27 protein-coding genes are annotated in these 25,844 nt (G+C 51.5%); 11 read left to right on the plus strand and 16 right to left on the minus strand.

From position 1 onward, the window contains the following. The first annotated feature begins 115 nt into the window (after window positions 1-115). From RNAN_RS08370 to RNAN_RS08380, 3 genes are all read left to right on the plus strand, one after another. Window positions 116-667 carry an SRPBCC family protein gene (locus RNAN_RS08370; protein WP_008220722.1) on the plus strand — a complete coding sequence of 184 codons (552 nt, stop codon included), beginning with the start codon at window positions 116-118 and terminating at the stop codon, window positions 665-667. A 90-nt stretch (window positions 668-757) separates the two neighbouring features. Beyond that, window positions 758-2,260: a YifB family Mg chelatase-like AAA ATPase gene (locus tag RNAN_RS08375; RefSeq protein WP_008220724.1), complete on the plus strand. Its 1,503-nt coding sequence runs from the start codon at window positions 758-760 to the stop codon at window positions 2,258-2,260. 135 nt (window positions 2,261-2,395) lie between these two features. Then, entirely contained in the window at window positions 2,396-2,590 is a 195-nt protein-coding gene (locus tag RNAN_RS08380; protein WP_008220726.1) for a hypothetical protein, read from the plus strand. A 21-nt stretch (window positions 2,591-2,611) separates the two neighbouring features. On the opposite strand, the gene pyrC is transcribed toward RNAN_RS08380, so the two are convergent. After that, window positions 2,612-3,643, minus strand: a complete 1,032-nt coding sequence (gene pyrC / locus RNAN_RS08385; RefSeq protein WP_008220728.1) for a dihydroorotase — start codon at window positions 3,641-3,643, stop codon at window positions 2,612-2,614. A gap of 150 nt (window positions 3,644-3,793) precedes the next feature. Here pyrC and RNAN_RS19320 point away from each other — a divergent pair, with 150 nt between their 5' ends. After that, complete coding sequence (locus tag RNAN_RS19320; protein ID WP_008220729.1) at window positions 3,794-3,946, plus strand: hypothetical protein; 153 nt, start codon at window positions 3,794-3,796, stop codon at window positions 3,944-3,946. Here RNAN_RS19320 and RNAN_RS08390 read toward each other — a convergent pair. Further along, complete coding sequence (locus RNAN_RS08390; RefSeq protein ID WP_040551923.1) at window positions 3,943-5,127, minus strand: multidrug effflux MFS transporter; 1,185 nt, start codon at window positions 5,125-5,127, stop codon at window positions 3,943-3,945. The genes RNAN_RS19320 and RNAN_RS08390 overlap by 4 nt on opposite strands. A 167-nt stretch (window positions 5,128-5,294) precedes the next feature. On the opposite strand from RNAN_RS08390, the gene RNAN_RS08395 reads away from it, so the two are divergent. After that, window positions 5,295-6,062, plus strand: coding sequence for a substrate-binding periplasmic protein (locus tag RNAN_RS08395; RefSeq protein ID WP_158467508.1), 768 nt, complete (start codon window positions 5,295-5,297; stop codon window positions 6,060-6,062). 56 nt (window positions 6,063-6,118) lie between these two features. Further along, window positions 6,119-6,793: a DUF3334 family protein gene (locus tag RNAN_RS08400; RefSeq protein WP_008220734.1), complete on the plus strand. Its 675-nt coding sequence runs from the start codon at window positions 6,119-6,121 to the stop codon at window positions 6,791-6,793. A gap of 6 nt (window positions 6,794-6,799) precedes the next feature. Here the strand turns inward: RNAN_RS08400 and RNAN_RS08405 are convergent, their stop codons facing one another. Genes RNAN_RS08405 through RNAN_RS08420 form a run of 4 tightly spaced genes read right to left on the minus strand, consistent with a single transcriptional unit; the run spans window position 6,800 to window position 9,949 of the window. After that, complete coding sequence (locus RNAN_RS08405) at window positions 6,800-8,008, minus strand: ATP-binding protein (RefSeq protein WP_008220735.1); 1,209 nt, start codon at window positions 8,006-8,008, stop codon at window positions 6,800-6,802. A gap of 14 nt (window positions 8,009-8,022) precedes the next feature. Then, window positions 8,023-8,715, minus strand: coding sequence for a response regulator (locus tag RNAN_RS08410; protein ID WP_008220736.1), 693 nt, complete (start codon window positions 8,713-8,715; stop codon window positions 8,023-8,025). Continuing rightward, window positions 8,715-9,095: a DUF3019 domain-containing protein gene (locus RNAN_RS18660; protein WP_008220737.1), complete on the minus strand. Its 381-nt coding sequence runs from the start codon at window positions 9,093-9,095 to the stop codon at window positions 8,715-8,717. Before RNAN_RS18660 ends, RNAN_RS08410 begins: the two co-directional genes overlap by 1 nt. Continuing rightward, entirely contained in the window at window positions 9,095-9,949 is an 855-nt protein-coding gene (locus tag RNAN_RS08420) for a MipA/OmpV family protein (RefSeq protein ID WP_008220738.1), read from the minus strand. The genes RNAN_RS18660 and RNAN_RS08420 overlap by 1 nt, the downstream gene beginning before the upstream one ends. Before the next feature lie 258 nt (window positions 9,950-10,207). Here RNAN_RS08420 and RNAN_RS08425 point away from each other — a divergent pair, with 258 nt between their 5' ends. Beyond that, window positions 10,208-11,236 carry a LacI family DNA-binding transcriptional regulator gene (locus RNAN_RS08425; RefSeq protein ID WP_008220739.1) on the plus strand — a complete coding sequence of 343 codons (1,029 nt, stop codon included), beginning with the start codon at window positions 10,208-10,210 and terminating at the stop codon, window positions 11,234-11,236. On the opposite strand, the gene dauA is transcribed toward RNAN_RS08425, so the two are convergent. The 3 genes from dauA to RNAN_RS08440 all read right to left on the minus strand — a co-directional run bounded on the left by dauA (window position 11,212) and on the right by RNAN_RS08440 (window position 15,934). Beyond that, window positions 11,212-12,945, minus strand: a complete 1,734-nt coding sequence (dauA, locus tag RNAN_RS08430) for a C4-dicarboxylic acid transporter DauA (RefSeq protein ID WP_008220740.1) — start codon at window positions 12,943-12,945, stop codon at window positions 11,212-11,214. The genes RNAN_RS08425 and dauA overlap by 25 nt on opposite strands. 129 nt (window positions 12,946-13,074) lie before the next feature. After that, window positions 13,075-14,115: an alpha/beta hydrolase family protein gene (locus RNAN_RS08435; RefSeq protein WP_008220742.1), complete on the minus strand. Its 1,041-nt coding sequence runs from the start codon at window positions 14,113-14,115 to the stop codon at window positions 13,075-13,077. Window positions 14,116-14,221: 106 nt separating this feature from the next. Next, a complete protein-coding gene (locus RNAN_RS08440) occupies window positions 14,222-15,934 on the minus strand; it encodes an alpha-amylase family glycosyl hydrolase (protein WP_008220743.1) in 1,713 nt (570 codons plus the stop codon). Between the two features lie 202 nt (window positions 15,935-16,136). On the opposite strand from RNAN_RS08440, the gene RNAN_RS08445 reads away from it, so the two are divergent. From RNAN_RS08445 to RNAN_RS08455, 3 genes are all read left to right on the plus strand, one after another. Next, window positions 16,137-17,603 carry an MFS transporter gene (locus tag RNAN_RS08445; protein WP_008220744.1) on the plus strand — a complete coding sequence of 489 codons (1,467 nt, stop codon included), beginning with the start codon at window positions 16,137-16,139 and terminating at the stop codon, window positions 17,601-17,603. Window positions 17,604-17,917: 314 nt separating this feature from the next. Next, window positions 17,918-18,556, plus strand: coding sequence for a helix-turn-helix transcriptional regulator (locus tag RNAN_RS08450; RefSeq protein WP_008220748.1), 639 nt, complete (start codon window positions 17,918-17,920; stop codon window positions 18,554-18,556). A 29-nt stretch (window positions 18,557-18,585) separates the two neighbouring features. Next, window positions 18,586-19,182, plus strand: coding sequence for a hypothetical protein (locus RNAN_RS08455; protein ID WP_040551901.1), 597 nt, complete (start codon window positions 18,586-18,588; stop codon window positions 19,180-19,182). A gap of 14 nt (window positions 19,183-19,196) precedes the next feature. On the opposite strand, the gene RNAN_RS08460 is transcribed toward RNAN_RS08455, so the two are convergent. The 3 genes from RNAN_RS08460 to RNAN_RS08470 all read right to left on the minus strand — a co-directional run bounded on the left by RNAN_RS08460 (window position 19,197) and on the right by RNAN_RS08470 (window position 21,821). After that, complete coding sequence (locus RNAN_RS08460) at window positions 19,197-20,177, minus strand: Fic family protein (protein WP_008220752.1); 981 nt, start codon at window positions 20,175-20,177, stop codon at window positions 19,197-19,199. A gap of 1 nt (window position 20,178) precedes the next feature. Then, the gene (locus tag RNAN_RS08465; protein ID WP_040551902.1) at window positions 20,179-20,760 is read right to left on the minus strand and encodes a hypothetical protein; all 582 of its coding nucleotides are present in this window, start codon (window positions 20,758-20,760) and stop codon (window positions 20,179-20,181) included. 119 nt (window positions 20,761-20,879) lie between these two features. Beyond that, the gene (locus tag RNAN_RS08470) at window positions 20,880-21,821 is read right to left on the minus strand and encodes a hypothetical protein (protein WP_008220756.1); all 942 of its coding nucleotides are present in this window, start codon (window positions 21,819-21,821) and stop codon (window positions 20,880-20,882) included. 107 nt (window positions 21,822-21,928) lie between these two features. On the opposite strand from RNAN_RS08470, the gene RNAN_RS08475 reads away from it, so the two are divergent. Next, on the plus strand, window positions 21,929-22,237 hold the full coding sequence (locus tag RNAN_RS08475; RefSeq protein ID WP_008220758.1) for a hypothetical protein: 309 nt from the start codon (window positions 21,929-21,931) through the stop codon (window positions 22,235-22,237). Window positions 22,238-22,250: 13 nt separating this feature from the next. Here the strand turns inward: RNAN_RS08475 and RNAN_RS08480 are convergent, their stop codons facing one another. From RNAN_RS08480 to RNAN_RS08495, 4 genes are all read right to left on the minus strand, one after another. After that, window positions 22,251-22,622, minus strand: a complete 372-nt coding sequence (locus tag RNAN_RS08480; RefSeq protein WP_008220760.1) for a VOC family protein — start codon at window positions 22,620-22,622, stop codon at window positions 22,251-22,253. A 136-nt stretch (window positions 22,623-22,758) separates the two neighbouring features. After that, complete coding sequence (locus tag RNAN_RS08485; protein WP_008220762.1) at window positions 22,759-24,858, minus strand: hypothetical protein; 2,100 nt, start codon at window positions 24,856-24,858, stop codon at window positions 22,759-22,761. Window positions 24,859-24,896: 38 nt separating this feature from the next. After that, complete coding sequence (locus RNAN_RS08490; RefSeq protein ID WP_008220764.1) at window positions 24,897-25,460, minus strand: DUF5655 domain-containing protein; 564 nt, start codon at window positions 25,458-25,460, stop codon at window positions 24,897-24,899. A gap of 112 nt (window positions 25,461-25,572) precedes the next feature. Further along, window positions 25,573-25,782, minus strand: coding sequence for a DUF4287 domain-containing protein (locus RNAN_RS08495; RefSeq protein ID WP_008220766.1), 210 nt, complete (start codon window positions 25,780-25,782; stop codon window positions 25,573-25,575). Window positions 25,783-25,844 lie beyond the last annotated feature (62 nt).

A 25,844-nucleotide genomic window follows, 5' to 3' on the forward strand; every position in this document is an offset into this window, starting at 1 on the left:
CGTGTTTTGCTGTGGTTAACCGCCTGAAGTAGCGCAGCAGGCCACTGGAGTGTTAACAAAAACCGGCTATGGTTAAAAGCAGTTGTGCCGTTCAGGCTTAATCAGGAAATGCCTTATGCTAAAAAAACTTATCATTACGCTAGCGCTGCTGCTGGCGATACCGCTGCTGGTGGCTTTGCTGGTCAAGCAGCAGTATCAGGTGCAGGCCGAGGTGGTAATCAACCAGCCCCAGCTGCTGGTGTTTGACTATATTCGCTTTGTCAGTAATCAGGACAACTTTAGTGTGTGGGCGGCACTGGACCCCAATATGCAAAAATCCAGTGACGGGATAGATGGCACTGTTGGCTACATTAGCCGCTGGCACAGTGAAAACCCGGATGTTGGCAGTGGCGAGCAGCAAATTACTGCCATTGCTGAAGGCGAGCGTATCGATCTGCAACTGACCTTTCATCAACCCTTTGCGTCAGTCTCCCATGCTTATATGACCACAGAAGCACTCAGCGCCGGGCAAACCCGGGTGCGCTGGAGCTTTACCAGCCAGCTGCCGTACCCGGTTAATCTGATGCTGCTGTTTGTTGATGTCGAGGGCATGATTGCCGAAGATTTACAGCAAGGGCTGGAAAACCTGAAGCTGATCCTGGAAACGCCACCGTCCGGGCCAGATTGAAATGTAAACAAAAGTTAAGCTAATTTCTTGCTTAAATTTAACAATTAGGCAAGTATTAATTATCTTTCGTTTTGCGTACAGGAGACAGGGATGTCACTGGCCGTTGTGTTCAGCCGTGCCCGGCATGGCTTAGATGCCCCCTTGGTAACCGTTGAAGTGCATATCAGCAATGGCTTGCCGGCGTTTCAGCTGGTGGGCTTACCGGAAACTTCGGTAAAAGAGTCACGCGACCGGGTACGCAGTGCCATGGTCAATAGTGGCTTTGCCTTTCCCGATCGCAAGATCACCGTCAACTTAGCCCCGGCCGATTTACCCAAAGAGGGCGGCCGCTTTGATTTGCCGATAGCGCTCGGCATTATCGTCGCTTCAGGCCAGCTGAGTGAAAAAAGCCTGCACGGCTATGAGTTTTGTGGCGAGCTGGCGTTATCGGGCGAGATCAGAAGCATAGTGGGCGAAATCCCGGTGGCGATAGCTTGTCGTGATGCCGGCCGTGAAGTCGTGCTGCCGATGCACAATGCCCAGCAGGCGCAGCAGGTGCCAAAGGTGACTGTGCATGGAGCTGAGCACTTGCTACAGGTACACAGCTTTTTACTGGCACAGCAGCCGTTGCCGGCAATACCCGCTTTACCCGCGCGTGAGGCGCAGCACCTGCCCGATTTAGCCGATGTAAAAGGCCAGGCACATGCTAAACGGGTGTTGGAGATCTGCGCTGCCGGCGAGCATAACCTGTTGATGCTGGGCCCGGCCGGCACCGGTAAGTCGATGCTGGCACAGCGTCTGCCGGGCATTATGCCGCCGCTGACCGAAAACGAAGCCTTAGCCACCGCAGCTATTTATTCCATTGCCGGGCTAAAGCGTAATTTAACCGACTGGCAACAGCGGCCGTTTCGCAGCCCGCACCACACCAGTTCAGCGGTGGCGCTGGTGGGCGGTGGCTCGGTGCCCCGGCCGGGCGAGATTTCGCTGTCGCATCATGGCATTTTGTTTTTAGATGAGCTGCCGGAGTTTCCGCGCAAGGTGCTGGATGTACTGCGCGAACCGCTGGAAACCGGCGTGGTGCACATTAGCCGCGCCGCACGCCAGGCCGAGTTTCCGGCGCAGTTTCAGCTGGTGGCGGCATTAAACCCCAGCCCGACCGGCCATCATCAGGATGGCCGTGCGACACCCGAGCAGGTAATGCGCTATTTAAACCGCTTGTCCGGCCCCTTTATCGACCGTATTGAGCTGCAAATAGAAGTGCCGCTGCTGCCCAAGGGCATGCTAAGCCAGCAGACACAGGAAGAAAGCAGCGCCAGTGTGCGCGAGCGGGTATTGGCGGCCAGGCAGTTGCAACTGGCACGCCAGGGTAAGGCGAATGCCCGGCTAACGGGCAGCGAAATTGCCGATTTTTGCCCGCTGCAGCGCGCTGATGCGCAGTTTCTGGAAGATACCATTCACCGCTTTAAGCTGTCGGCGCGCACTTACCATAAAATTATTAAGGTGGCGCGCAGCATTGCCGATTTGCAGCAGCAAGCCCACATTAGCCGTGCCCATTTAATGGAAGCACTTAGCTACCGCGCTTTAGAGCGCTTACTCAGTTATCTGAAGAACTAGTTGCACGCGCTTTGTAGATTACGGTGCAGGAAAATCCGTCAATTAATTACGTATTTTAAACTAGTTGTTTACAATGTGGCGTTAATAGGTAAAATGCCGGTTGTGGGAACTAAAACGGATTTTAAGGACACCGCAATGTGGATTCGTGATGAAGGATTATTACGTGATACCAGAACCGAGCGCACGGTATCACCGAAGAGTTATGGCCAGCCAATCTATTTTGAGAACCTGGGTGAACTGTATTTTACCGGAGCAGATGTAGTGCTGAAAATGTCGGTGAAAGAATTTGACCAGTTTTGTCAGGAATACGAAAGCGCTCAGCAGCACTAAACCGCCGCTGAGCATGTATGATTACACCAGCTTCCAGTTTAAGGTTTCACCGGCGTAGAACGGTACTATCGGGTTGCCGTTGGGCAGAATGATTTCTGCCGGCACCTGCCATTGCTGCTTCACTAAGGTTACCGTGCCGCTGTTGCGTGGCAGGCCGTAGAAGTCGGCGCCATAATGGCTGGCAAAGCCTTCCAGTTTCTCCAGGCAACCTAAGTCATCGAAGATTTGTGCATATAGCTCTATGGCGCTGTGGGCGCTGTAACAGCCGGCGCAGCCACAGGCTGACTCTTTACGGTGTTTTTCATGCGGTGCTGAGTCGGTGCCCAAAAAGAACTTGGCTGAGCCGGTGGCCACTGCCGCGCGCAGCGCTTCCTGATGGGTGCGACGCTTTAATACCGGTAAGCAGTAGTTGTGCGGCCGCACACCACCCACCAGCAAATCGTTACGGTTTAACAATAAATGCTGTGGCGTAATAGTCGCTGCGACATTGTTTGACGCCTCTGCAACAAAGCTGGCGGCATCAGCCGTGGTGATATGCTCAAACACCACCTTTAAGCTGGGGATACGGGCGACGATATGCTGCAAATAGCGGTCGATAAACACTTTTTCCCGGTCAAAAATGTCAATGTCGTGGTCGGTGACTTCGCCGTGAATCAGCAGCAGCATGCCTTGCTCGGCCATCACTTCAAATACCGGGTACAGCGCATCTAACGCGCCGACACCGTGGCTGGAGTTGGTGGTGGCACCGGCCGGGTATAGCTTCGCGGCCACCACACCGGCGGCTTTGGCGTCAATAATATCCTGGGTGCGGGTTTTATCGGTCAGGTATAGGGTAACCAAAGGCTCAAAGGTACTGCCTGCCGGGCGCGCGGCTAAAATGCGCTCACGATAAGCCACGGCCATGGCGGCAGTGGTAACCGGCGGCACCAGGTTAGGCATGACAATAGCGCGGGCAAACTGGCGCGCTGTGGCCGGTACAGTTTCGCGCAGCATATCGCCGTCACGAAAATGCAAATGCCAGTCATCCGGGGTTTGAATAGTGAGGGTTGTCATGCAAGGCTCCTGCGGCTTAGGCGAAAACTGCCGGCTATTCTAGCAATTTCACCGCCCAACCGCACCGGCTAAATTTGCCGGCGTTTTTACTTCAGGCTGGCGCAGCGCTTTGCTACACTGCCAACTGTTAACCGATGCGGAGAGACGATAATGTCAGATTTAGACTTTGACCTGGACCACCTGGATTTTGCTCAGGCCGAGCAAAACATTGAACAGCAACAACAAGCTGAGCTGCAGCGCGCAGCCGAGCCACAATTTGGCGATGATGACGACGAATGTAGCGGCGGCGCCTGCAAAATTTAATCGGGCTGCGCCGCTGCAGCCGCCGGGGTGTGCCACAGCTGGCTGATGGCAATACATAGCACCCCCAGTAACATCAGCAGCGAAAACGGCAGCGGTGTACCGTTATAAAACCAGGCCAGTAAGGGCCCGGCCAGGCCACCAATACCAAAACGCAGCGTGCCAATAACGGCAGTGGCGGTGCCGCTGTTATCGGGAAATTTCATTAAAATCATCGCATCGGCGTTGGTGGCTATCAGGCTAAGGCTGGCCATTAGCGGCGCTATGCTCAGCACAGTGTACAGCAAACCAAACTGCCAGAAATTAAACAACGCCAGCAGGCTGGCGCTGACAATAGCCAGTGCCAGGCCGGCTCGCAGCATACGCTGTGGCCCTTGCCGGGTAACCAAACGGCTGTTAATAAAATTGGCCAGCATCAGCATAAGTACATTAAAGCCAAACAGCAGGCTGAACTCTTGCTCGTCAACACCAAAATACTGAATGTAGACAAAGGGCACGGCAGTTAAAAAGCAGAAAAACGAGAACGAGGCAAACATCGAAGTGGCAATATCAGCGCGGGCAGAGCGCTGGGCAAACACCACCTTGTAGCCACTGAAAAAGTGCAATGGCTGCGAGACCGCCGGGCGGCTGATTTCCGGCAGCGCCCGCCAGCATAGCAGCAACACCACCGCAGCATAGCCGGCCAGGGTGATAAAAATCATCTGCCAGTTGGCCAGCCACAGCACACCGCTGCCAATGGCCGGCGCTAACAGCGGCGCCAGCATCATTATCATCGACACATAAGACATGCCCTTAGCGGTATGTTCCTGGTACAGGTGCCGCACTATCCCAGGCACCACCACAGTGGCGGCTGCGCCGCACAGCGCCTGCAGCGCGCGCCAAAACAAAAACCACTCGATACTGCTGACCAAACTTAACGCTATGCTGGCCATCACAAAGCCGCTTAAACCAAGCAGCGCCAGCGGGCGGCGGCCGAAGTGGTCTGCCAGCGGGCCGCAGATCAGCATACTGATGCCAAAAAAGGCCAGAAAGATACTTAACGACTGCTGCACCATACCAATAGAGGTATCCAGCTGCTGCGCCATAATCGGCATCGCCGGTAGATACATATCGATAGCCAGCGGTGTGGTGGCCACCACAGCGGCCAGCAACAGAATGATCCAGCCTGCGGGTTTAACAGACATAACCTGACGCTCTTGCAAGAATAGCCGGCTATGATACGTGGTTTCGCGCCCGGCAGCTAATGGCCTGGTGTAAAAATACGTTAGCAAATATGTCGGTGACAGACATCGCATTGCTTTTGTGGCAAGAAAGCTTTGTAATGACGCTATTGCCGTCAAAGCGTAACTTTATGTCAAACCTGGTTCGATCGTGTTTAGTGTTGTTAAGCCTGATGCTGTATTTGCCAGTGCAGGCTGATCATGCGGTGACCACTGCACAGGCTCAGCCGCTGCGTATTGGACTGCATTTGTCGGCCCCCTGGTCGTTTTACAATGCCGATGGCGAGCTGGATGGTATTGAGTATCAGCTGCTGTCGAGGATTTTCCGCCGCGCCGGGCTGAGTGTAGAATACGAACTACATAGCTACAGCCGGCTGTTAAAGCAGTTTAGTGATAAAAAACTTGATTGCGCTTCGCCGGTCGCCATTGACGTGGCCGGTGCCAGTTACAGCCAGGATTATTTGCCGTTTCAGGATGTTGCCGTTAGCCTGCAGCACCGGCAGCTGCAACTGGATGGCCTGGCGGCGCTGAGCGATAAACGTATTGTTGCCTATCAGCAGGCACAGCAAGTGCTGGGGCCAGAGTTTAGCCGTGCTATCAGCAACGCCAGTTACCTTGAGCTGGCCGAGCGTGAGTTGCAGCTGGAGCTGTTGTTCAGTGACCGGGTTGATCTGGTGATTGGCGAGCGGCGGGTGTTGTGGTATCTGGCAGCGATGCTGGCGCCACAGTATCAGCTGACTACCCACTATTTATTTGCCGAGCGAGCCTACCCGGCGGCCTGCTGGCAGCCAGCGCTGCGCGATATGATTAACCAGGGGTTGCTGCAACTGCAGCAAAGCGGCGAATACCAGCAAATTATACAGCGTTTTAATGCACCACCGGACAACAACCCAACATAGCCTTAATGGCTGGCTTAGGCTTATACTGACTTAACCTGACCGCTTGGATAACACTGATGAAAAAGACCAAAATAATTACCACTGATGAGATTTTACTGACGCTATGCCAGTCGGTCACTAAGGTATTGGCCGGCGCCGGTAACCATAATGTTGCCTACTCGCCGATGGTACAAAAAATTCAGAAAACCTGTCTGCGGCCCGATTTAGGCTGTTTTGTGCTGTTCGACGGCGGCTTTTCCGGCCTGGTGATCATTAACTTTACTGCCCAGGCAGCGATGGAAATATACAAAAAATACCTGATGAGCATGGGCATGCCGGAAGAAGAGCTGGCGCAGTTTCATACCTCAGATGAGGTGGGTAATGTGATGGGCGAGCTGATGAACCAGATCGTCGGTGATTTTACCAATACGGTGCGCTACGACCTGCATACCTCGATTAATCAAAGCCAGCCGAAGATGATGGCGATAAACAAACAGGTACAAATTTTAATTAACACCCAACTGGACCAGCCGCAAGCGCGCCGGGTAACCTTTAGCACGCCAGAGCACAATATTTTTTATCTGGAACTGGCGATGGATAAAACCGAATTTATTCAGCTGCACGAGTTTGATAAAGCCGAGCAAGAGCACCCTGACGATATTCTGGCCAATGCTCAGCAATACACGCCGGAAAACACCGTCAGTGCCGAGGTTGAAGTAGACGACGACTTTTTGAAAAACCTCGGGCTGTAAACCGTATCAGCCCTGACGCAGCGGCAGGCGCAGCTCAAAGCAGGCGCCGCCCAGCGTCGAGGCGCCAACACTGATGCTGCCCTGATGCCAGTGTGCCACGCGCTGCACGATCGCCAGGCCTAAGCCAAAGCCACCGGAGTCTTTATTGCGGCTGGCTTCTACCCGGAAAAAGGGCTTCATAATATCTTCACGCAGCGCAGGTGCCACACCCGGGCCATCGTCTTCTACTTTAAGCTGCCAATACTGCTGTTGTTGCGTTATGCTGACGATAATGTGCTGTTTAGCATACTTTTTTGCGTTAACCAGCAGGTTTTGCAGTGCCCGCTCCAGATAATGGCCATCGCCGTACAGCTGGACAGTTGGCGGCAGTTGCAGTTGTATCGGCGCGCCGGGCAGCGGCGATAATTTTTCCTGCAGGCTCAGCAGCAGTTCAGCTAAATCTACCTGTTGCCATTGCAGTGGCAGCTGGCCGGCTTCCAGCCTGGCGTAGTCGAGTATTTCATCGACCAGTTGTTGCAGTTCGCGCACATCCTGTAGCATCAGCTGCTTTTCCTGCTCGGGCAACTGGCTGGCCATTTCCAGCGCAAAACTTAAGCGTGCTATCGGCGTGCGCAGTTCATGTGACACGGCGTGCGTCATTTCCCGCTGCAGGTTCAGCAAACTGCGGATCTGCTGGCTCATCTGTAAAAAGCGCTCGGCAATAGGGGCAATAAAAGAATGCGCCGGCAGTGCGGTTGTGGTCAGCGGCTGCTGCAGGCTGCGCTCCAGCGTGCGGATATCGCGGGTAACCGGGTATAGCCACAGCGCCACCGCGACGGCCAGCAACACAAAAAACAGCAGGCTAAACCAGGCTGCGCCGTCCTGCTGTTGCAGCGGTAAGGGGCCTAACTGCCATAGTTGGCCTTCACGCAGTGCATAAAAGTACACTTTGGCATCATCAAATAAACTGACTAACTGGCCTTGCTCCAATTGGGCTTGCTCAGTCGCTAACCAACTGATGCTATTGGCGTTAAGTGCGGTGACCTCAAGCTGACTGAGCGCCGGCCAGCCAGACGGTGGCCCTTGTAACTGTTGTTGCAATAAGGTCTGATAACTGGCCAGCCAGGGTGGCTCAGCGGCCGGTTGCCACTGTTGCCATAGCTGTTCTACCGTCCAGCCCAGTGCCAACAGCACCAGAAAGATAAACAGATAAAAATGCCAGAACAGGCGCTGCATCGGGGGTTAAACCGTTAATGCCAGGCATCGGCGACAAACAGATAACCTTTGCCCCACACCGTTTTTATTTTAAACGGCGTTTCAGCATTGTCGCCCAGCTTGCGGCGCAAGTGCGAAATACGTACGTCTACCGTACGGTCCAGGCCATCGTATTCGCGGCCGATAATTTGCTGATGAATGGCTTCGCGTTTTACCGTTTGGCCGGCGTGTTTGGCCAGCATCCACAGCAGGTCAAATTCATAGCTGGTCAGTTCAACCCGCTCGTTGTGGTACCAGGCTTCGCGGGCCCGCTGCTTTAATTGCAAATGGCCGAATTGCAGCTCCTGCTGCTCTTGCTTCTGGTTGCTTTGGCTGCGGCGCAGTAAGGCGTTAATGCGGGCCACTAACACCCGTGGCTCGACCGGTTTAATCACATAATCGTCGGCGCCCAGCTCCAGCCCCAGTACCTGGTCAATGTCGCTTTGTTTGGCGGTAAGCATTAATACCGGGCCCTTGTACCAGGGGCGGATCTGGCGGCAAACGCCAAAACCATCCAGGCCGGGCAGCATTAAATCCAGTACGATCAGATCGGGTTGAAACTGGCGGCAATGCTCGGCAACCGCATCACCCTGGCTTTGTAGCTCTACCACAAAGCCGTGTTGCACTAAAAAGCTCTGCACCAAAGTGGCCAGACGCAGATCGTCTTCTACCAATAAAATTTTTGCCATCAGAATAGGCTCCACGGGCTGTTTAAACGGCGGCGCGCCGGTTTACGGCTTTGTACCTGCAACGGGGTTTGCAACAGCACACTGTCATCGGCGCTGCGTAAGCTGAGATTAGCATTTTGCCAGCTAAGCTGCTGTTGCCATTGGCCACCATAGCTATTTTCCCAGCAGTACAACTTTTGCTCTGCCAGGTACAGGCAGGGGCTGATCAGCGTTTGGCTTTGCCAGTTAAGCTGTAACGCTGCCTGACAAAGCTGGCCTGGCTGTTCGGTGACACAAATTTGCGGGCTAACCTGCCAACACAGGCTGGCCGCACAGTCTGCCGGCGCTGTGCTGGCGGGGCTGAGTCCGTTCAGTACCAGTAACAACCAGGCTCCCTGCATTAATACATCCGGTAGCTAATGCCCAAGAACCAGGTCGTTACGTTATCGGTCCGCACCAGCGGGCTGTCAGTCATGGCATCATCCAGATGTAGGTAACGTACAAAGGCCAGCAGCGACACGCGCTCAGACACCGGCCGCTGCCAACTGAGGCTTAGCTGTGGCTGCCAGCTGGGCTTGCCGTTATAGCGCGGTAAATAAAACGGCTCATTATTGTCAATGCCGTAGTAAGTATCAATTAATTTAGCGCTTTTCCAATACAGGCGCCCACTTAACTGCCACTGGTTGCTGTCTTGCTGCCAGGGCAGGCTTACACCAACACTGGCATGCTGGCCCTGATAGGTATTGCTGACATCCTGCCACAACACTGCCTGCACCAGCCACTGACCCACTAAACCATCCAGCTGCAGGCCGGCATCAAAGGCGGTAGGTCTTTTGCGGATTTCCCGTACCGAAGCTTGTAGTGGGCCTACTCTGTCAATGCTGATCGACGGGCTGGAAAAGTTGGTACTGCTAAACTGAAAGGCATTGCCACCAAACCACTTTTGAAAATGGCCTTTTTCCTGATTAAACTGCGCCACCAGGCTAAGTTGCCACTGCTCGTTCAGGGCCCAGCTGCTGCCCAGTTTGCCGTTATCAAAAAACCAGTGCTCGGCGTAGTAATAAATGTCCGGCAGGATCACCAGCGGCAGTTCTTCGCCGCCATACAGCGGGTTACTGCGCTGGCCATAGCCCAGCGCCCAGCTCAGGTGCAGTGTTTGCTCGGTGGCACAGCTTTGCGCCGGCTCACAGGCAGCCGTTGTTTCAGCCCTGGCGCTGCTAAATAACAGCGCCAGCAGTAATATGCAATAACGCAAATGTCACCTACATAAAAAAACATCTTTAACCTTGCCAGTGTAGCAAGATGTGCCGTGGGGCATAAGATGGTATAACAATGTTTCACAAATTGCCGCTGGCGGGCGGCGGGCAGCGCGCGGCCGGGGTGGCACAGAACTAAATTGAAACCCCTGTTAAATCCCTCTATGATAAGCGCACTATAACAATAAGTTCCCGTCGTACTTTAGCGACAGGTAGCAAACAACGCAGTTATTTCGCTGCCACAGCAGAGCGCTCAGATGAAAGACAAAGCAACTTCATTCGATATTGCTTACATGGCCGGTGTGTCACAGTCTACTGTGTCGCGGGCATTGCGTAACAGCCCGCAGGTAAATAAAGCCACGCGGGAGAAAGTGCAGGCCATTGCGCGGCAGCTAAATTACAAGGTGGATAAAAACGCCAGCAATCTGCGCCAGCAGCGCAGCAGCACGCTGGCCTTGCTGCTGTTTGAAGACCCCACCACGGATGAGTCGCTGATTAACCCGTTTTTCCTGTCGATGCTCGGCAGCATTACCCGTGCCTGTGCCAAACGCGGCCAGGACTTGCTGGTGTCGTTTCAGCAGCTAAGTGATGACTGGCACGCCGATTACGAAGACAGCAATAAAGCCGATGGCATTATTCTGCTGGGCTATGGCGATTACAAAGACTACGAAGAAAAGCTGGCCAAACTACTGGCACAGGAAACCCATTTTGTTTGCTGGGGCGCTGAAGTGCTGGGCCATCCTGAATTTACCCTGCGCAGTAACAATTTTGAAGGTGGCCGCTTAGCCGGCGAGCATTTACTGGCTACCGGCCATAAAAAATTCGCCTTTGTTGGTAATGCTTCTGAGGGCAGCCCGGAGTTTAGCGCCCGTTACCGCGGTTTTATTGAGGCACTGTCAAAAGCCGGTATCGGTGAGAACCAGGTGCCGCATTTTGATGCCATCTCTACCGAGAGCGCCGGTGACGCCGCCACCGAGCAGTTACTGGCTGCCGGCCATCAGGTTGATGCCATTTTCTGTGCCAGTGATTTAATTGCCATTGGTGTCATGCGCTGTCTGAAACGCCACAACCTGCGCGTGCCGGAAGACATTGCCGTTATGGGTTTTGATGATATTCCGGTAGCGTCCTTTGCCACGCCGGCACTCAGTACCATTCAGCAAGATACCACCCAGGCCGGTGAGTTGCTGGTGAATAACCTGCTGCAGCTGATTAATAACCAGCCTATTAGCATCAGCCAGATTGAGCCCAAGCTGATTATCCGTCAGTCTTGTGGCGCGCGCGGATAAAGCTGCTCTAACGCCTCACGCAGCGTGGGGTAAAAACTCAGCACGCCGGTTATCGGCTTAACACCGGCGCGGGCCAGCGTTTTTAGCGGCTGAAACTGCAAATCGGCAATCATCAGCTCAGTGTTATTTTTCTGGCATTTGCTGATCAGCTTATTCAGCGCCGCCAGGCCGCCGGCATCCAGTAGCGGTACGCCATCCATATACAACACTATGCCTTTGCTGTGGTCGGTTAGCCGGGCAATATCGGCAAAAATCCGATCGGCAGCGGCAAAAAACAGCGGCCCGCTGATTTTCAACACCTGCCAGCCGTCGGGCACCGGCTGTTCTACCTGTTTGCGGTTGCTGCTGATATCGGTCACTTTGCTCATCTCAGCAATTTCTTTGACAAACAGCAGTGCCGCCAGCAAGATGCCGGCGGTAATGGCAATCACCATATCAAACAGCACGGTAAGGCTAAAACAGGTGATAAACACCCAGATATCGCTGCGCGGTGCTGTTTTGAGCAAGTGCAGTGCTTTATGCGCTTCACTCATATTCCAGGCCACCATCAGCAGCAAGGCGGCCAGCGCTGCCATCGGTACATAAGACAGCAGCTGTGCTAACAAGACTAAGCCCAGCAGTACCACCACGGCGTGCACCATGGCTGCCAGCGGCGACTGTGCACCGGCTTTAAAGTTAGCCGACGAGCGCGCCAGCGCGGCGGTGGCGGTAATGCCACCAAAAAACGGCGTAATAAGGTTACCCAAGCCCTGGCCGAATAACTCGCTGTTGGCGCTGTGGCGCCGGCCGGACATACCGTCCAGCACCACCGCACACAATAGGGATTCAATAGCGCCTAACATGGCCATGGCAAAGGCGGCGGCCAGTAAATCTTTCGCCAGTTGCCAGCTAAAGCTCAGCATTTCACCGTCTGGCCCGGGCCTGAGCCAGGGCCAGTCAAAATAGGGTAAATAGGGTGGAATGCCGCTGCCACTGCTGCCATCAGCAGCAGTGTAACTAAAGCGCGAGCCGATGGTATCGAGCTCAAAGCCAAAGCTGAGTAACAGCAATGCCAGCAGAGTGCCCACCAGCAGTGCCGGCAAATACGCCGGTATCACAGTTTTTAATTTGGGCCACAGTAACATCACCGCCAGCGTGCTGGCGGCGACAACCAGGCTGGGCCAGGACAACTGCGGTAAATGCTGCAGCAGCACGGTGATTTTTTCGGCAAAGTGCTCTGGCATGTCGCTTATACTCAAGCCGAAAAAGTCTTTAATTTGCAAGGTAGCGATTACAACGGCAATGCCAGCGGTAAAGCCTAAGGTCACCGACTCGGGGATATACTCAATCAGGCGTCCCAGCCGAAGCATGGCCATTAGCAGCAGCAAAAAGCCGGACAGCACCGTAGCGATAAGCAAGCCGCTTAAACCGTATTTTAGCGCCACCGGATACAGAATAACGACAAAGGCGGCAGTGGGGCCGCTGATGCTAAAACGTGAGCCACCGGTGAGGGCAATCACAAAGCCGGCGATAATGGCAGTGTATAAGCCGTATTGCGGCGCTACGCCCGAAGCAATCGCCAGCGCCATCGCCAGCGGTATCGCGATAATGCCGACGGTAATACCGGCCAGCAGATCTTTGCCCAGTTTATTAAGATTGTAGCCTTCGGCCAGCACTTCACGCAGCGCATGGCCTATACGTAGGGAAAACAGATGGGAACGGTCAGACACCACAACTCCGCTACAGCAGAACAGGTGGTGTTAGTTTAGCAAAAGGTTAAACAGGCAGGTATAAGCTATTAGTCTGACAAATAACTGTTTTTGTGCTGCTGCAGGTTAGCGCTGCAGCAGCATGACAGGCTATAGGTATTGTTTTAACCAGGCTGCGGTTTCGGCATCGGCCTCAGCGCGGTTGGGGTTCAAGCCATGATCGGCACCCGGATATACCACTAATTTATGCGGCTGGCCCTTTTCAGCCAGTGCTTTGGCCAGATTTTGTGACTGGCTTACATCGACCCGCCAATCTTTATCGCCATGCAGCAGCAATATCGGTAGCTGAGGCGGTAATTCGTCCAGCCAGTGCAGCACCGAGCGGGCTTGTAACTGCGTGGCTTTTTCCGTGGCATAACTTGGGATAAAACGGCTGTAAATGTTTTCCATTGCTTGGCGCACTGCCAGACTAGCCTCCAAGTCGGCCACGCCGGCTTCAACAATCAGCGCTTTAAGTTGCGGCATATCACGAGCGGCCAGATAGCTCATCATACCGCCGCGACTGGCGCCTAACATCGCAATACGTGCGCTGTCAGCGTCGGCCATGCCGTTGATAATTGGCAGCAGGTTTTTAATATCGTTAACGTCATTACCACCAAATTGGTCAAGCCGGATGTCGCCGGTTACCGATGTTGGAAAGGCTTTAGCCCCGCGGTATTGGCTGGCAATCACGATATAGCCGAGCTCCGCCAGTGGCATCAAACTATGTTGTATTGCGCCATACACTAAAGTGCCGCCTTTAGCATTACCGCCTCTGTTGTATATCACGACGGGTAGCTTACTTACGCCATTAACCGCATGTTTGGGTTGTAACATTACCCCTTCAACCAAAACGCCATCAGATTCATAAACAAATATCCGACAGTCAATCTGTCGCTGGCGTCGTTCAATGTCTGCTCTGGGGAATTTAGCTTCAAATGCAGCGGCATTAAATTTGGGTTTCTTGCTAAGCAAGGCTAACCAGCTGTCATAGTTCGCAAACGGGCCACCATAGCAACTGAAATTTTCTTTTAGTGAACTGGCGGTAGAAAACGCCGGTAATAATTCCGGGCCGGTTTTGGCTTTTGCCGGCTCAGCCTGCACAGCCGTGATGAGTAGTAAACTGCTAAGTAACATCAGAAAAGGTTTCATATACGCTCCTTGTTAAATTAATAGGCACAATAAATTAACAAGCAGGTGTAAGCAAGAAAAAACCGCCGCTAAGCCAGCCGGCGGTTTCAGGGAGAACGTTTAAATCTCAGTGAGCGCTGTGCAGTAATAACAGGCCGTATGGTGCCAGCATATTGCCATCCAGATCAAAGGCCCAGCTGCTGCTTAAGCCGTCGGTCTTAATCGCGCTGATATCCTGTGCGCTGTCGCTAAGGTTCAGTACAAACAGCGTTTTACTGCCGTTTAGCTCGCGGGTTATTTGTACTACGCCATTCTCCAGCTGTGTCACGCTATAGCTGCCGGCAGTACCCAGCTCGGGCCGCTGTTTTTTCTGTGCGATAAGTAGCTTATACAGCTGCCAGATAGAATCTGGCTGGGCTTGCTGCGCCGCCACACTCCGATCGGCTGCATTTAGCTGTGCACTGAGAAAATCCGGATACCAGTTGGGGAAGTTAGCGCCAAACAGTTCCAGCTGTTCTACCCAACTGGTCGCACTTTGGCTAAAGCCGGCCTGCGGGCTGTTATCCCACAACATAGGGGCGCGCTTGTACACATCGTGGCCGGTGCCACCCTGGGTTAAGCCAATTTCTTCGCCATAGTAAATGTACGGTGTGCCGGGTGAGCTAAATAGCATGGCAGCGGCCAGTTTGGCTTTGGCATCATGCTCTGCCAGTTGATAAGCGATACGCTCCTGATCGTGGTTAGTTAAAAAGGGCGCAAAAAAGCTTAGCGGCGCCACCGAATCGGCGCGCTGGCGCACGTTTTGTTGTAGCACAGCGGCATCCGCCACCTTATTGGCGTTGGACTGCATAGTGCCAAACTGGGCTTCGCCACTGGCATCGGGCTTTAACAGGCCCAGAATGTTATAGCCCACTTCAAAGTCAAAGCCCTGGTCCAGGCCTTTACCCTCGCCGAAATAGCGCGCCGCAATAGGAATATCTACCCAGGCTTCGCCGACTAAATAGGCCTCCGGGTTAACGCTTTTCACGTACTGGTTAAAGTCTTGCCAGTAGGCGATGGTTTCCTCAGTGTCTGCCTGGCCTTGCGGGCCATCTTCCATGGCAAAGCGCACCGCATCTAAACGAAAACCGGCCACGCCTTTATCCAGCCAGAATTTGGCCATCTTTTTCATTTCGGCCACCACATCGGGGTGGCGCAGGTTAACGTCTGGCTGGCTGGCACCAAAGGCGGCATAGTAATAAGCATTGCGGGTTTCATTGTAATGCCACACGGCATCGGGTTTATCGTTATCGCTCCAGGCATGGCCCCAGCCGCTGCCGGCCTCTGGCATATCGTCACGCCAGATAAAGTAATCTTTGTACGGCGCCTCACCGGCGGCGGAGCGTTTAAACCAGTCGTGCTCACTGGAGATATGGTTAATCACCAAATCCAGGATCACTTTCATGCCTTTGGCCTCAGCGGCTTTAATAAAGGCTTCAAACTCGGCCATGCTGCCGTAATCGCTTTCTACCTGATAAAACTCGGTAAAGTCATAGCCGTGGTAAGACGGTGCTTCAAACATTGGCGTTAGCCACAGTGCCGTGACACCAAGCTCCTGCAAATAGGGCAGTTTGGCGGTCATGCCGTTAAAGTCGCCATGGCCATCGGCGTTGGTGTCGTAAAAACTGCGTGGCCAAATCTGGTAGAACACCGCATCCTGCCACCAGGGGGTTGCAGCTTGTGCCACGCTTAGGGCTGGCGCTTCTTCTACTGTGGTGCTTGTTTGCGGCTGACTGGTTTGTGGTTGACAGCCGGCTAATAAAACTGACAGCGCCAGTGCGCTTAGGCTAAAGCGTTTCATGGTATCCCCGTACGTTTTTTCTGTTGCACCAGCTTAAAGCGCCGATGCACTGCTATGCTGAATAAGCCTTGGTAATAACGCCAAAATAGTGCAACAACAAGATGAATACGTATGCACAATTTTGCGCAAAATGGCTGGCTTCGTGTAGCTTAGACCGATCTGTTGCGCTTACACAGAATAATAAAACATCCGGGGAGCGGGTATGAAACAACCTAAGTTATCTTTCTGGCAGATTTGGAACCTCAGCTTTGGCTTTTTAGGGGTACAAATTGGCTTTGCCTTACAAAACGGCAACGTCAGCCGTATTTTGTCAGATTTGGGCGCTGACTTATCATCACTGTCGTTGTTCTGGCTGGCGGCGCCTATTATGGGCCTGTTAGTACAGCCGATTGTCGGCGCGGCATCAGACCGTACCTGGAATAAACTGGGCCGCCGCTTACCCTTTATGCTCGGCGGTGCCATTGTTGCCGCTGCGGCTATGGTGCTGCTGCCCAACTCGTCGATGGTGGTGGCCATTATCCCGCCCATGCTGTTTGGCTTATTAATTTTCGCCATTAAAGATGCCGCCTTTAACGTTACTTTTCAGCCGTTTCGCTCCTTAGTGTCGGACATGGTACCGCCCGAGCAGCGTAACCTGGGCTATTCGGTACAAACCCTGCTGATCAATATTGGTGCAGTGTTTGGCTCTATACTGCCATTCGTGCTGACCAACGTCGTTGGGCTGGATAACGCTTCTAAAGCCGGTGAAGTGGCGCCATCTGTAGTGTGGGCGTTTTATATCGGCGCTACCGTATTGCTGGGCAGCGTGCTGTGGACAGTGTTTCGCACCAAGGAATATGCACCAGAGCAATACTATGCCTACAAAGGCCTGGATAGCGAAGCGCAGACACTGGCCGAGCAGGTGCGCAAATCGCGTAGCCTGGCTGAGAAGCTAAGCGACTTCTGGCAAACCATGCTGGGTATGCCAAAGATTATGAAACAGCTGGCACTGGTGCAGTTTTTTAGCTGGTTCGCGCTGTTTATTATGTGGACTTATTTTCCAGCCGCCATTGCGCAAAACACCTGGGGGGTCGGCGTAGAATGGTATAACGGCAGCTACATTGCCCAAATGGGCGGCGTACCGGCACATATTGCTGCCGCTAAGGGCGCCGCGGGTGACTGGGTCGGTATTCTCTATGCCGGCTACTCGCTGTTTGCGGTGCTGTTCTCGCTGGTAATGGCGAAGCTGGCTAACCTGTTTGGCCGCAAGTTGGTATATTCGTTCTCGCTACTGGCTGGCGGTTTGGGTTATTTAAGCTTTGTGCTGTTTACTGATCCCACCATGACGCACGTTAATTTGCTAATTACCCAGGTGGAAATTCCTCAAGGGGCACTGGGGCTGATGATCCCGATGATAGGTGTCGGTATCGCCTGGGCAGCGATCTTGGCCATGCCTTATGCCATACTGGCGGGGGCTTTGCCGCCGGAGAAAACCGGTGTCTATATGGGTATTTTTAACTTTACCATCGCCGCACCGCAGATTATCTCCGGTTTAATTGCCGGCTGGATTTTAGGCAGCGTGTTTGACAATCAGGCGGTGTATATCGTGATGCTGGCCGGCGGCGCCATGGTGCTGGGCGCACTGTCGGTATGGCTGGTAAAAGAGCAGGAAGTCACCGCTACTGAGTAAACCAACGGCTACAAGACAAAGGCGCCATAGGGCGCCTTTGTTGTTTCTGATGCATTGTTGTTACTGCCAAAACCGCTGCGTCTTATTTTGTCGCAGTGTGGGTTAAGCTGACAGCATCTTTAGTGGAGGTGTTAAGTCAGACCCGATTGTAGCGTTAAGTTGCATTGTGTATAACAAAACCATTGGCATAAAAACAGGATCAATAATGGCCGCCGCGTCCAGCCAAAACACTATCGCCCGTCAGTGGCAATTGCTAAAACTTATCCCGACACGTCCGCCGGGCTCAGAGGCAAAGCTATTAACCCAGCAATACCTTGCAGTCACTACAAAGCAGTAATGCCAGTGCGCGCTGGCCAGACAAAGTGGCCAGTGTAACGGCTGATATGCACCTGCTGGCACCGAAAATAGACAGCGAAATACTGCAGCAGGTTCAACAAGCCCTGCTGGACGATAAGCAGCTTGAGGTGAGTTACCACGCCTTACATCAAGATGCCGTGAAACAATACCGCTTAAATCCGTTAGCGCTGGTGCAGCGCGGCCAGATAAGTTATCTGATTGCCAGTGCCGAGCCTTACACCGACCCACTACGCTTTGCCATTCACCGCTTTGTGCAAGTAGAGATAACCGACAGCGCCGTAGTGACGCCGCCCGGTTTTAACCTGCAGCGTTACTTAGCCAGTGGCGCGATGGAGTTTAGCGAAGGCGACACAATCAAGCTGGAGTTTCTTGCCAAGCCGGTGTTAGCCAACCTGCTGCTGGAAACGCCGTTATCGGTTGATATGACCTGCGATAAATTAGATAACGGCGACTATCACATCAGCGCCACTGTGCATAAAGGCTGGCAGCTGAATTTATGGCTGATGTCGCAAAGTAGTTATTTAACCGTACTGGCACCGCAAGAGATGCGGGAAAGTATCAAGCAGCGGTTGGCAGACGCGTTGGCGAAGTACTAAATCTTACTTATTAAAAAAGGAAGAAAATTATGAAGTCATCAAAGAAAAACAGATTGAACGTCATTGAGCAAGCTATAAAGGACGCGCATGCATACGCTTTAGAGCATTGTGGAGTGCCGCTAAACAAAATGCCGGAATATTTCCTTGGCGTAGAAATTGGCAAACGCATGATTCAGGAGTTTGACAATTTTAGTGTTCGCTTTGAGATGAGTGTTAAACAGCTGATGGCGCAAGCGGGGATTGAATCCGCTGGCGATAAATCTGATAGGGAAAATGGTCGTTTTGACTTAGTGTTGCTGACTAAGCGTTATGGGAAGCCGGCGCATGTGATTGAAATTAAGAGAGGCGTTAAGACTGATAGTATGCTCTCAGATATCAAACGATTAGCCAATATTTGCCGTTACTCAAAGGTTGGTGCTCGACTAGAAACCAATTATTTTGTTGCGATTACAAGACGCAGCTCAACTGTAGTTGCAGAACGAGGTAAAGTGCTATTTGCCAAGAGCTCTGAAACTGGATGTTTAGACAATATTACCGTTGATAAATCCAGAGTGTTCAATTTAGATACTCCTGATGGTAAGTCGGTAACAGCGGCAATTTACGAGGTAACTTACCAATATAATTGAAATGGGTGATAAAGTTACAGCACCTGCCAATGGCCGCCTTTGCGCGGGCCGATAAATTTAAGCTTGCCCTCGCGTTGCAGTTTTGCGGCAGCGCGCTCTACCGCACTGACAGACTTACCAATATGGATGGCAATTTCCGCCAGCGTTAGCTCAGGCTGTGCTGAGAGAAGCTCTAGTATTTTTACCGGCGTTTTTGCCTGCGTTTTTACCAGCGTTTTGCTAAGGGTACTTTGTTCTGTTTGAATCGCCTGTAACAGCGCGGTTTTGATGCTTTCCAGCAAAAACACAATAAATTCAGAGCAATCTGCGGTCTTATCTGCCTGGTTTAGCAAACGGTAATAATCGGCCTGCTGATGTTTAATTAAGCTTTCTACCGGCAAATAGGCCAGTGCGGGTTGCCATTTACTTAAGATCAGCGTTTGCCATAAGCGGCCCATGCGGCCGTTGCCATCGCTAAAGGGGTGAATAAACTCAAACTCATAATGGAATGCACAAGAGGCGATAAGCGGATGGGCATCGCTGTTTTTCAGCCAATCGAGTAATTGTGTGAGCAGTAGCGGTACTCTGCCGGCAGGTGGCGCCATATGCACCAGACGTTTACCCTGATAAACACCTACATCCGAAGAGCGAATACGACCAGCATCGTCTGCCAAACCGTGCAGCAGTATATTATGCGCTGCGAGTAAATCGGCCTGCTTATGTGGCTGCCAGCCTGGCATCGCATCATAAGCAGCAAAGGCGTTTTTAACTTCCTGCACGTCTTTGGGTGGGCCAAGTACGGTTTTGCCGTCCAGCACTGCCGTTACCTGTTCCAGAGTCAGGGTATTTTGCTCTATGGCTAATGATGCCTGTATGGTTTTAATCCGGTTACCACGGCGTAATTGCGGCACCAGCTCACCACCCTGCGCAGTGTTCCAAATGCCGATAAGCTCAGCAATATCGGCAACCAGCGATAGCATAGGGTGGGTGAGGTTAAACGGCGGCTGGTAGGGCATGTTAAAACATCAACATGGGGTGCTTTTTAACATGACTCTCATTCATGTTCTTCATGAACATGGTATTTTCCTTGAATGCTTCAAAGTCGCTTTCTGTAAAGTTATCTTTTTTATACAGAGCTTTTTCTATTGAACTCAAAAGTATGGATTCGTATAAGAAGCAGTATCTGTCGGCCATCAGATGTTGATAAGAAAATAAACGTTTTGCCTGAAAATAATCTTTGAGTTGGTCACTGGTTTTTGAAGCTTTTCCAATCAAACAGCTTGAGAAAATAATGTATTTACTATGGTTCTTGGGATGTATTTCGTTTAAACCATCTCCACATATGCCGTCAAGGCAGTCACCGTTAGAAAGAAAAAAGCCGCTTTCGTTGCCATGCCCAGAAAAAATAATGACATCCTCCTTAATTTTTCTGGACATTAAGAAGTTAAGATCTGCATAAGAGTGAATCCGTTCATGAGAAAACGGCCAACCTGCCGATTTGCAAAATGGTTTCCAAAAGTCTGCGGAGTTCCGGGATACAGTATCTTTTAGTTTTCTATCGTCGAGAATAGTGTCAAACACCCTAACACTGATAGTCATATCTTTATCCTTTTTTATTTTTGAACGTCACGCTAAAAATGCAGTAGTTGTGTAACTCCAAGCGTCGATAAAACTCTATCTCAGTAGTCTGACTTAAGCAATTTTCATTATTGGGTAATTCAACAACTGGCTTCTGAGCCAGCTGCGTCCTCAAACCCAAATTCCACCGCCAAACTCAGCATGGTTAATGCGGCGATACAATCTTTGCGGGTCATAAAATAATCCAGGCCGGCATATTCATCTTCCAGCTTGATCTGTAATTCGGTGATCTCGCCGGGCTCCAGGCGGCTGCGGGCGGCGAGGTAGAAGATATGTTGCAGTTCCAGCTGGTGCAGATGCTGCCACAGCCAGTCTTTACCGTAGTGGCAGACGCAGTGGTATTGCAGCTGGCGGCGCAGTGCCAGTTCCAGGGCTGGCATCAGGGTGAAGCTGGCATTTGGCTTCAGGGCAATTTGCTGTAATGCCGGGTGTTGTGGCTGTAATTGCTGTATTAATAGCACTGCCAACAAGATTTGCCTGAACTGGCTATATAGCGTTTTGGCCAGAGTACGGCTTTCGGTAAGCATGTGCTGATGCTGGGCTTCGTCCCATGCCGCATTGTCATCAGTGTCACTGTCTGCCGATGCTGGGTATATATGCTCTGCTGTCCATAGCAGTGCTTGCTCTAGCTGCTGGTAAAATTCGGCTGGCAGGGCATTGATATCATGGTAAGGCAAGCAGCCATGCAAATAGATATGCTGCAGGGCGTTGTCCAGCCAGTGCCACTGGCTTGGCTCTGGGGTTAAGTTTTGCTCTGTTGTCAGCTGGTTGAGCATGGCCTGACACAGTTGCTGCGCAGTGCTATCTAGCGGCTGCGTCAGGGTATAGCAGGCTAATCTGATTAGCACTATGTCTGCGGCCAGCGGCTGCTGATTTTGCTGCATAGCAAGCAGTTGGTTAAAGCCGGGGCATTCCAGACTGATGCTATAAACAGAGCTGGGCTCTGCTTCAGCCTGAGGGGCAAAACGGCCATGTTGCCACAGGGTAAAGATGTCAATGCGCTCGGTGCAGTAGCCACACATAGTGCTGTCTCAATTTCGCGGGTGTATAGCCACACTCTAGTAGCGCTGTGCGACATATTGCGTCGTAGCTGCGGTTATAGTGGAAAAAAGCGGATTAAGGCGGAAATATGGTGGCGTTAAAGTGTGAAAATCAGCAGCTTTATTGCTGCGAGGCGATGTTAAAGCACGATGTGTTTGTCCTGACACCTGATATCGATGCTAAGCACTGGCGTTTGTATAGCGCGGCTAAATATCTGGCGCTGCAGCAAAAGCTGCTGGTAGCAGATGCGCAGTTGGGGGCAGAGAACAGTGCCAGACTAGCACATATTATGCGTGGTAGCTGTCTTGAGCTGCAGCGGCAGGGCAATGTTATCCCCTTGTCTGATAACTTTACTGAATATCATGCCGAACTTCAGGTTGTCTGGCTGCCAGACTAAACCGAGTAAGCGCTCAGCGATGCTGATCCAGCATAATCTGATTGCCGTCCGGGTCTTGCAGTACAATATGTGCCGGCCCGGTGGAGCTTGCATCGGCGCTTTGTAGCAGGGTAATGCCCTGCGCCAGTAAATGCTGCTGAATCGCGCGGACATCGGTAAATTCGGCCAGGTTTTGCGCGTTTTGATCCCAGCCCGGATTAAAGGTCAGGATATTCTTCTCGAACATGCCTTGAAACAAGCCAATTACGGTGTCGCCGTTTTTTAACATCAGCCAGCCCTGGCTTTGCTCGCCACCCATGGTAGTAAAGCCAAGTTTTTCATAAAAGGCTTTTGAGGCGGCAATATCTTTTACCGCCAAACTGACCGAAAAAGCGCCTAGTTGCATAACCGTATCCTTAGTGATTTTTTAGCCAAGTCTAGCCGCGGTTATAAGCTTCTGCCAGATAGTGTTTTGCCTTTAGCCAGCAAATAATCTGATTATCTGCTGGCAGACCTGCTCTGGTTACATAGGCAGAAGCTTCCTAATGTAAAAAACGAATTTTGTTTATTTTTGCCCCTGGGGGAGGTATCAGCCTTTGATCGAGAGATATCAGTTGCTGATAAACCTGCGGCCGGAACTTCTGCAATCTCACGATACGGCTAAAGTGATTAGGTTCGAGAGTAGTTACCATAGGCAGAATATCCTTTATTCTGGGGTGTAACCGCTTATGCTGATAACTGTCGTCTAAAAGCAAGTCAAGCACATCAAGCCCCAATTTTTCTGTCTCTGTGGTGTAGCCATTTGCCAGTAAAAATTTAACTGCGTCATCTGAATGGCGTACCGCAGCTGTAAACATATCATTGCCAAACCGGTCTTGTACTGAAAAGTCAAATGTAGCACTGTAAAGTTGTTGCCATTTTTCCAGACTGAGATAAGTAAACATCATCAGGCTTGAAGGCGGCAAGGGTGATAGCCGGGCTTGCCACAAAGGTAATAACTCTTCAGTAAATTCTGGCAAATGTGTGAAAAGAAAATCTGTTTCGGCCTGACTAAGTGGGGTTGATATAACGAAATCAATAGCTTGTTGATATTCGTCGTTTTGTAACAGCTCAATAAAAGCGCTGCCCACATCTGCAGTGCTTGCGGTTAATGCCAGCTCGTACTCCTGCCAAATATTCACTAATGCCGGATCAATCTGATGTAACTGCTGAGGTATATCGCCACCTCTCTGTTTGACCTCATCTATCAGCTGACGAATATTCTGCTGGTTTAAGAAACTCTCTTCAGCCAGTTTCTGCGCTTTTTGTTGCTGACAATTTGCCGATCTGTTCTCAAGCTCTTCTTTTCTGTTTTGAACCAGGTTGAGTGCTTCGGCCATCACTACGTTTTCAGGCGGCGCAATTCGTTCATAGTGCCTACTATTGAGTAGTTCAATATTATGCAGGAAGGTTTTCAGCTGTGGCAGGGCAACTTGGGCAGAGGCAAAATACCTGCGGTTAGGAGCGTTAAATATCAAATCACCGTCGTCAGAATGAGGATCACTGATACCGTGAGCTTTGTAGCCTTTGGCTTTTAAATATTGCAGGGTGTTTAAGTACTTCTGCGGAAACTTATCTGCCACCTGATAACTTTCAGCATCTCTTGGCAGGTGCATAATCGCTATGTCCAAGCCTGTAAGAATGCCGGGTTCATTTGTTGGCCTGACACCATATTTTTCAAGCATATCAAGCGCAGCGACGTTGTGTTTAGCCACAGCAACATCAGCCAGGTTAGCGTATGCATCGTGCCGGTCAAACGCAAATACCGGCATATCGCCGGGGGCAGTTGTATGTTGCAACAGTAATTGCAGATATTCCGGCGGCAGGTCATTGCTAATCGCCACTGCAACGTCATTAACAGTAAAAGACTGTCTGGATACAGCCTGAGCAAACTCTTCAATGTTCAAATTTTTTGCTGTCAATACAAACAAAATAGACGGCGAAATAACAGGACTGCCTGCTATGGATAAAGGAGATTGAAAGTAAGTATTAAAGGTTTCATCATTGTCGAGTAGCTGATATACCTGAGCTTTATCAATGTGTTTGCTGAGGCTTAGCTCCATATTCAGCCCTGACAGCTGCCCTTCAATATTTGTCAGGCTTTCAACCAGGATAGGCAGTACTGCCTCAGACAACCCTTCAATAACAGACACGCCTTGCCATTGCATTAATATAGCGGCAGAGCTGGTTATCTTATATTTAACCATCTCATTGTTGATTTGTGCCTGCCACAATAAGTCCTCATAGCTGCTGTAAAAGGTTTTGTACTGAGCTGAGTATGACAGCAGTTCCCGTGTAGTTTTACCCTGTTTTAACTCCTGCTGAAGTGCGGAGATCAGTATCTGGTGAATATCATTTACTTCCCGGCTGAAAGATTGCAGATTGTCACTACATTGATTTTCATCAGCCTGCTGCTCAGTAGATGGTTTCTGTGATGTTTTTTTCTGCAAAATTGCTTGTGAAGAGTCAGCGGTGTGCGGGCTTTCCTCTGCTGTTTCTGACGGCGGTTGTACGCCAGTTTTGTTATTATTTTTTACAGAAACTACCAACAGCAACAGACCCGCTATAACCAAAACGGCTAGCAACAGAATTTTCTTCGTCACTCAATTTTCCTTGTCGTTTTAAATGCTTTTGTGCTGTTCTAACCGCGGTTATAAGCTTCTGCCAGATAGTGCTTTACGCTGTCATCGATATCAGCGGCGCTGGTAATGCGGATACGATGGCTGCACATGGCGTTAAAGCTGCCGGAGGCTTCCAGTTTTCCTGTTGGCTCTACGCCTTTTAAATTCAGACCAAGATCCAAGCGCGTTGCAGTTGACGGCTGCAACAGCGCAAATTGCTTATTACGCCGCACACTGACATAAGCTTTTTTCGGGCTCAGTTCTATGTCGCTGCCAAGGCTTTGGATATAGCTTATCAGCACGTCGTACAACGGCTTTAACCCAGCTTTCGCGCCGCTATATTGCGCGCTGACTAAATCTTCCGCTGTCGGCTCGCCGCCGGCGGCGACCTGTTTGGCGCGGTGGGCAATCAGGTTGGCATTGCCGTGGCCAAGCCCGAAGTCGCTTTTTAGCCAGTTTACCAGCTCACTGTGTTTGGCAAAGTTTTGCTTCGCCGCCAGTTCCAGCCACTCTGCCTGGCTTTTGCCACTGCTTTGTTCCAGATTACGCCATTGGCTTTGTTCCGCGGCAGTTATCTCTGTCATGGTTTTCTCCTTCACTTACAGTGGCCTGAGTTCGGCACATGTGTATCTGGATAATACTAAACACAACGCGCTGCTCACAGGCCTGATATGGAGAATAAGTATAACAAGGGCGTCAGGACTTAGCCCTGTAGTAAGCCACCAGCGCATTGGCGTGGCCATGGCCGATGCCATGTTGCGTTTTTAAAAACGCCACCTGAGCCATATGTGGCTGCTCCTGCACGTTATCCAGCAAGGTTAGCCAGTGTTGTATGCTCTGGCCGTATTTCTGTTCAATTGACGGGAAATAAGACGCCGGGCCTGTAACGGTTGGTGCTGTGCTCATAAGTATCTCCTGTTAGCTGAGTGTTAGCTTAGTCATATCACAGTTTAGTCGTATCACAGTTC

The organism is Rheinheimera nanhaiensis E407-8 (genome assembly GCF_000296695.1).
GTDB lineage: Bacteria > Pseudomonadota > Gammaproteobacteria > Enterobacterales > Alteromonadaceae > Alishewanella > Alishewanella nanhaiensis.

Coding starts and splice junctions, on each gene's coding strand:
- RNAN_RS08370 (WP_008220722.1), top strand. CDS start 116: ATGCTAAAAAAACTTATCATTACGCTAGCGCTGCTGCTGGCGATACCG.
- RNAN_RS08375 (WP_008220724.1), top strand. CDS start 758: ATGTCACTGGCCGTTGTGTTCAGCCGTGCCCGGCATGGCTTAGATGCC.
- RNAN_RS08380 (WP_008220726.1), top strand. CDS start 2,396: ATGTGGATTCGTGATGAAGGATTATTACGTGATACCAGAACCGAGCGC.
- pyrC (WP_008220728.1), bottom strand. CDS start 3,643: ATGACAACCCTCACTATTCAAACCCCGGATGACTGGCATTTGCATTTT.
- RNAN_RS19320 (WP_008220729.1), top strand. CDS start 3,794: ATGTCAGATTTAGACTTTGACCTGGACCACCTGGATTTTGCTCAGGCC.
- RNAN_RS08390 (WP_040551923.1), bottom strand. CDS start 5,127: ATGTCTGTTAAACCCGCAGGCTGGATCATTCTGTTGCTGGCCGCTGTG.
- RNAN_RS08395 (WP_158467508.1), top strand. CDS start 5,295: ATGTCAAACCTGGTTCGATCGTGTTTAGTGTTGTTAAGCCTGATGCTG.
- RNAN_RS08400 (WP_008220734.1), top strand. CDS start 6,119: ATGAAAAAGACCAAAATAATTACCACTGATGAGATTTTACTGACGCTA.
- RNAN_RS08405 (WP_008220735.1), bottom strand. CDS start 8,008: ATGCAGCGCCTGTTCTGGCATTTTTATCTGTTTATCTTTCTGGTGCTG.
- RNAN_RS08410 (WP_008220736.1), bottom strand. CDS start 8,715: ATGGCAAAAATTTTATTGGTAGAAGACGATCTGCGTCTGGCCACTTTG.
- RNAN_RS18660 (WP_008220737.1), bottom strand. CDS start 9,095: ATGCAGGGAGCCTGGTTGTTACTGGTACTGAACGGACTCAGCCCCGCC.
- RNAN_RS08425 (WP_008220739.1), top strand. CDS start 10,208: ATGAAAGACAAAGCAACTTCATTCGATATTGCTTACATGGCCGGTGTG.
- RNAN_RS08435 (WP_008220742.1), bottom strand. CDS start 14,115: ATGAAACCTTTTCTGATGTTACTTAGCAGTTTACTACTCATCACGGCT.
- RNAN_RS08440 (WP_008220743.1), bottom strand. CDS start 15,934: ATGAAACGCTTTAGCCTAAGCGCACTGGCGCTGTCAGTTTTATTAGCC.
- RNAN_RS08445 (WP_008220744.1), top strand. CDS start 16,137: ATGAAACAACCTAAGTTATCTTTCTGGCAGATTTGGAACCTCAGCTTT.
- RNAN_RS08455 (WP_040551901.1), top strand. CDS start 18,586: ATGAAGTCATCAAAGAAAAACAGATTGAACGTCATTGAGCAAGCTATA.
- RNAN_RS08460 (WP_008220752.1), bottom strand. CDS start 20,177: ATGCCCTACCAGCCGCCGTTTAACCTCACCCACCCTATGCTATCGCTG.
- RNAN_RS08465 (WP_040551902.1), bottom strand. CDS start 20,760: ATGACTATCAGTGTTAGGGTGTTTGACACTATTCTCGACGATAGAAAA.
- RNAN_RS08470 (WP_008220756.1), bottom strand. CDS start 21,821: ATGTGTGGCTACTGCACCGAGCGCATTGACATCTTTACCCTGTGGCAA.
- RNAN_RS08475 (WP_008220758.1), top strand. CDS start 21,929: ATGGTGGCGTTAAAGTGTGAAAATCAGCAGCTTTATTGCTGCGAGGCG.
- RNAN_RS08480 (WP_008220760.1), bottom strand. CDS start 22,622: ATGCAACTAGGCGCTTTTTCGGTCAGTTTGGCGGTAAAAGATATTGCC.
- RNAN_RS08490 (WP_008220764.1), bottom strand. CDS start 25,460: ATGACAGAGATAACTGCCGCGGAACAAAGCCAATGGCGTAATCTGGAA.
- RNAN_RS08495 (WP_008220766.1), bottom strand. CDS start 25,782: ATGAGCACAGCACCAACCGTTACAGGCCCGGCGTCTTATTTCCCGTCA.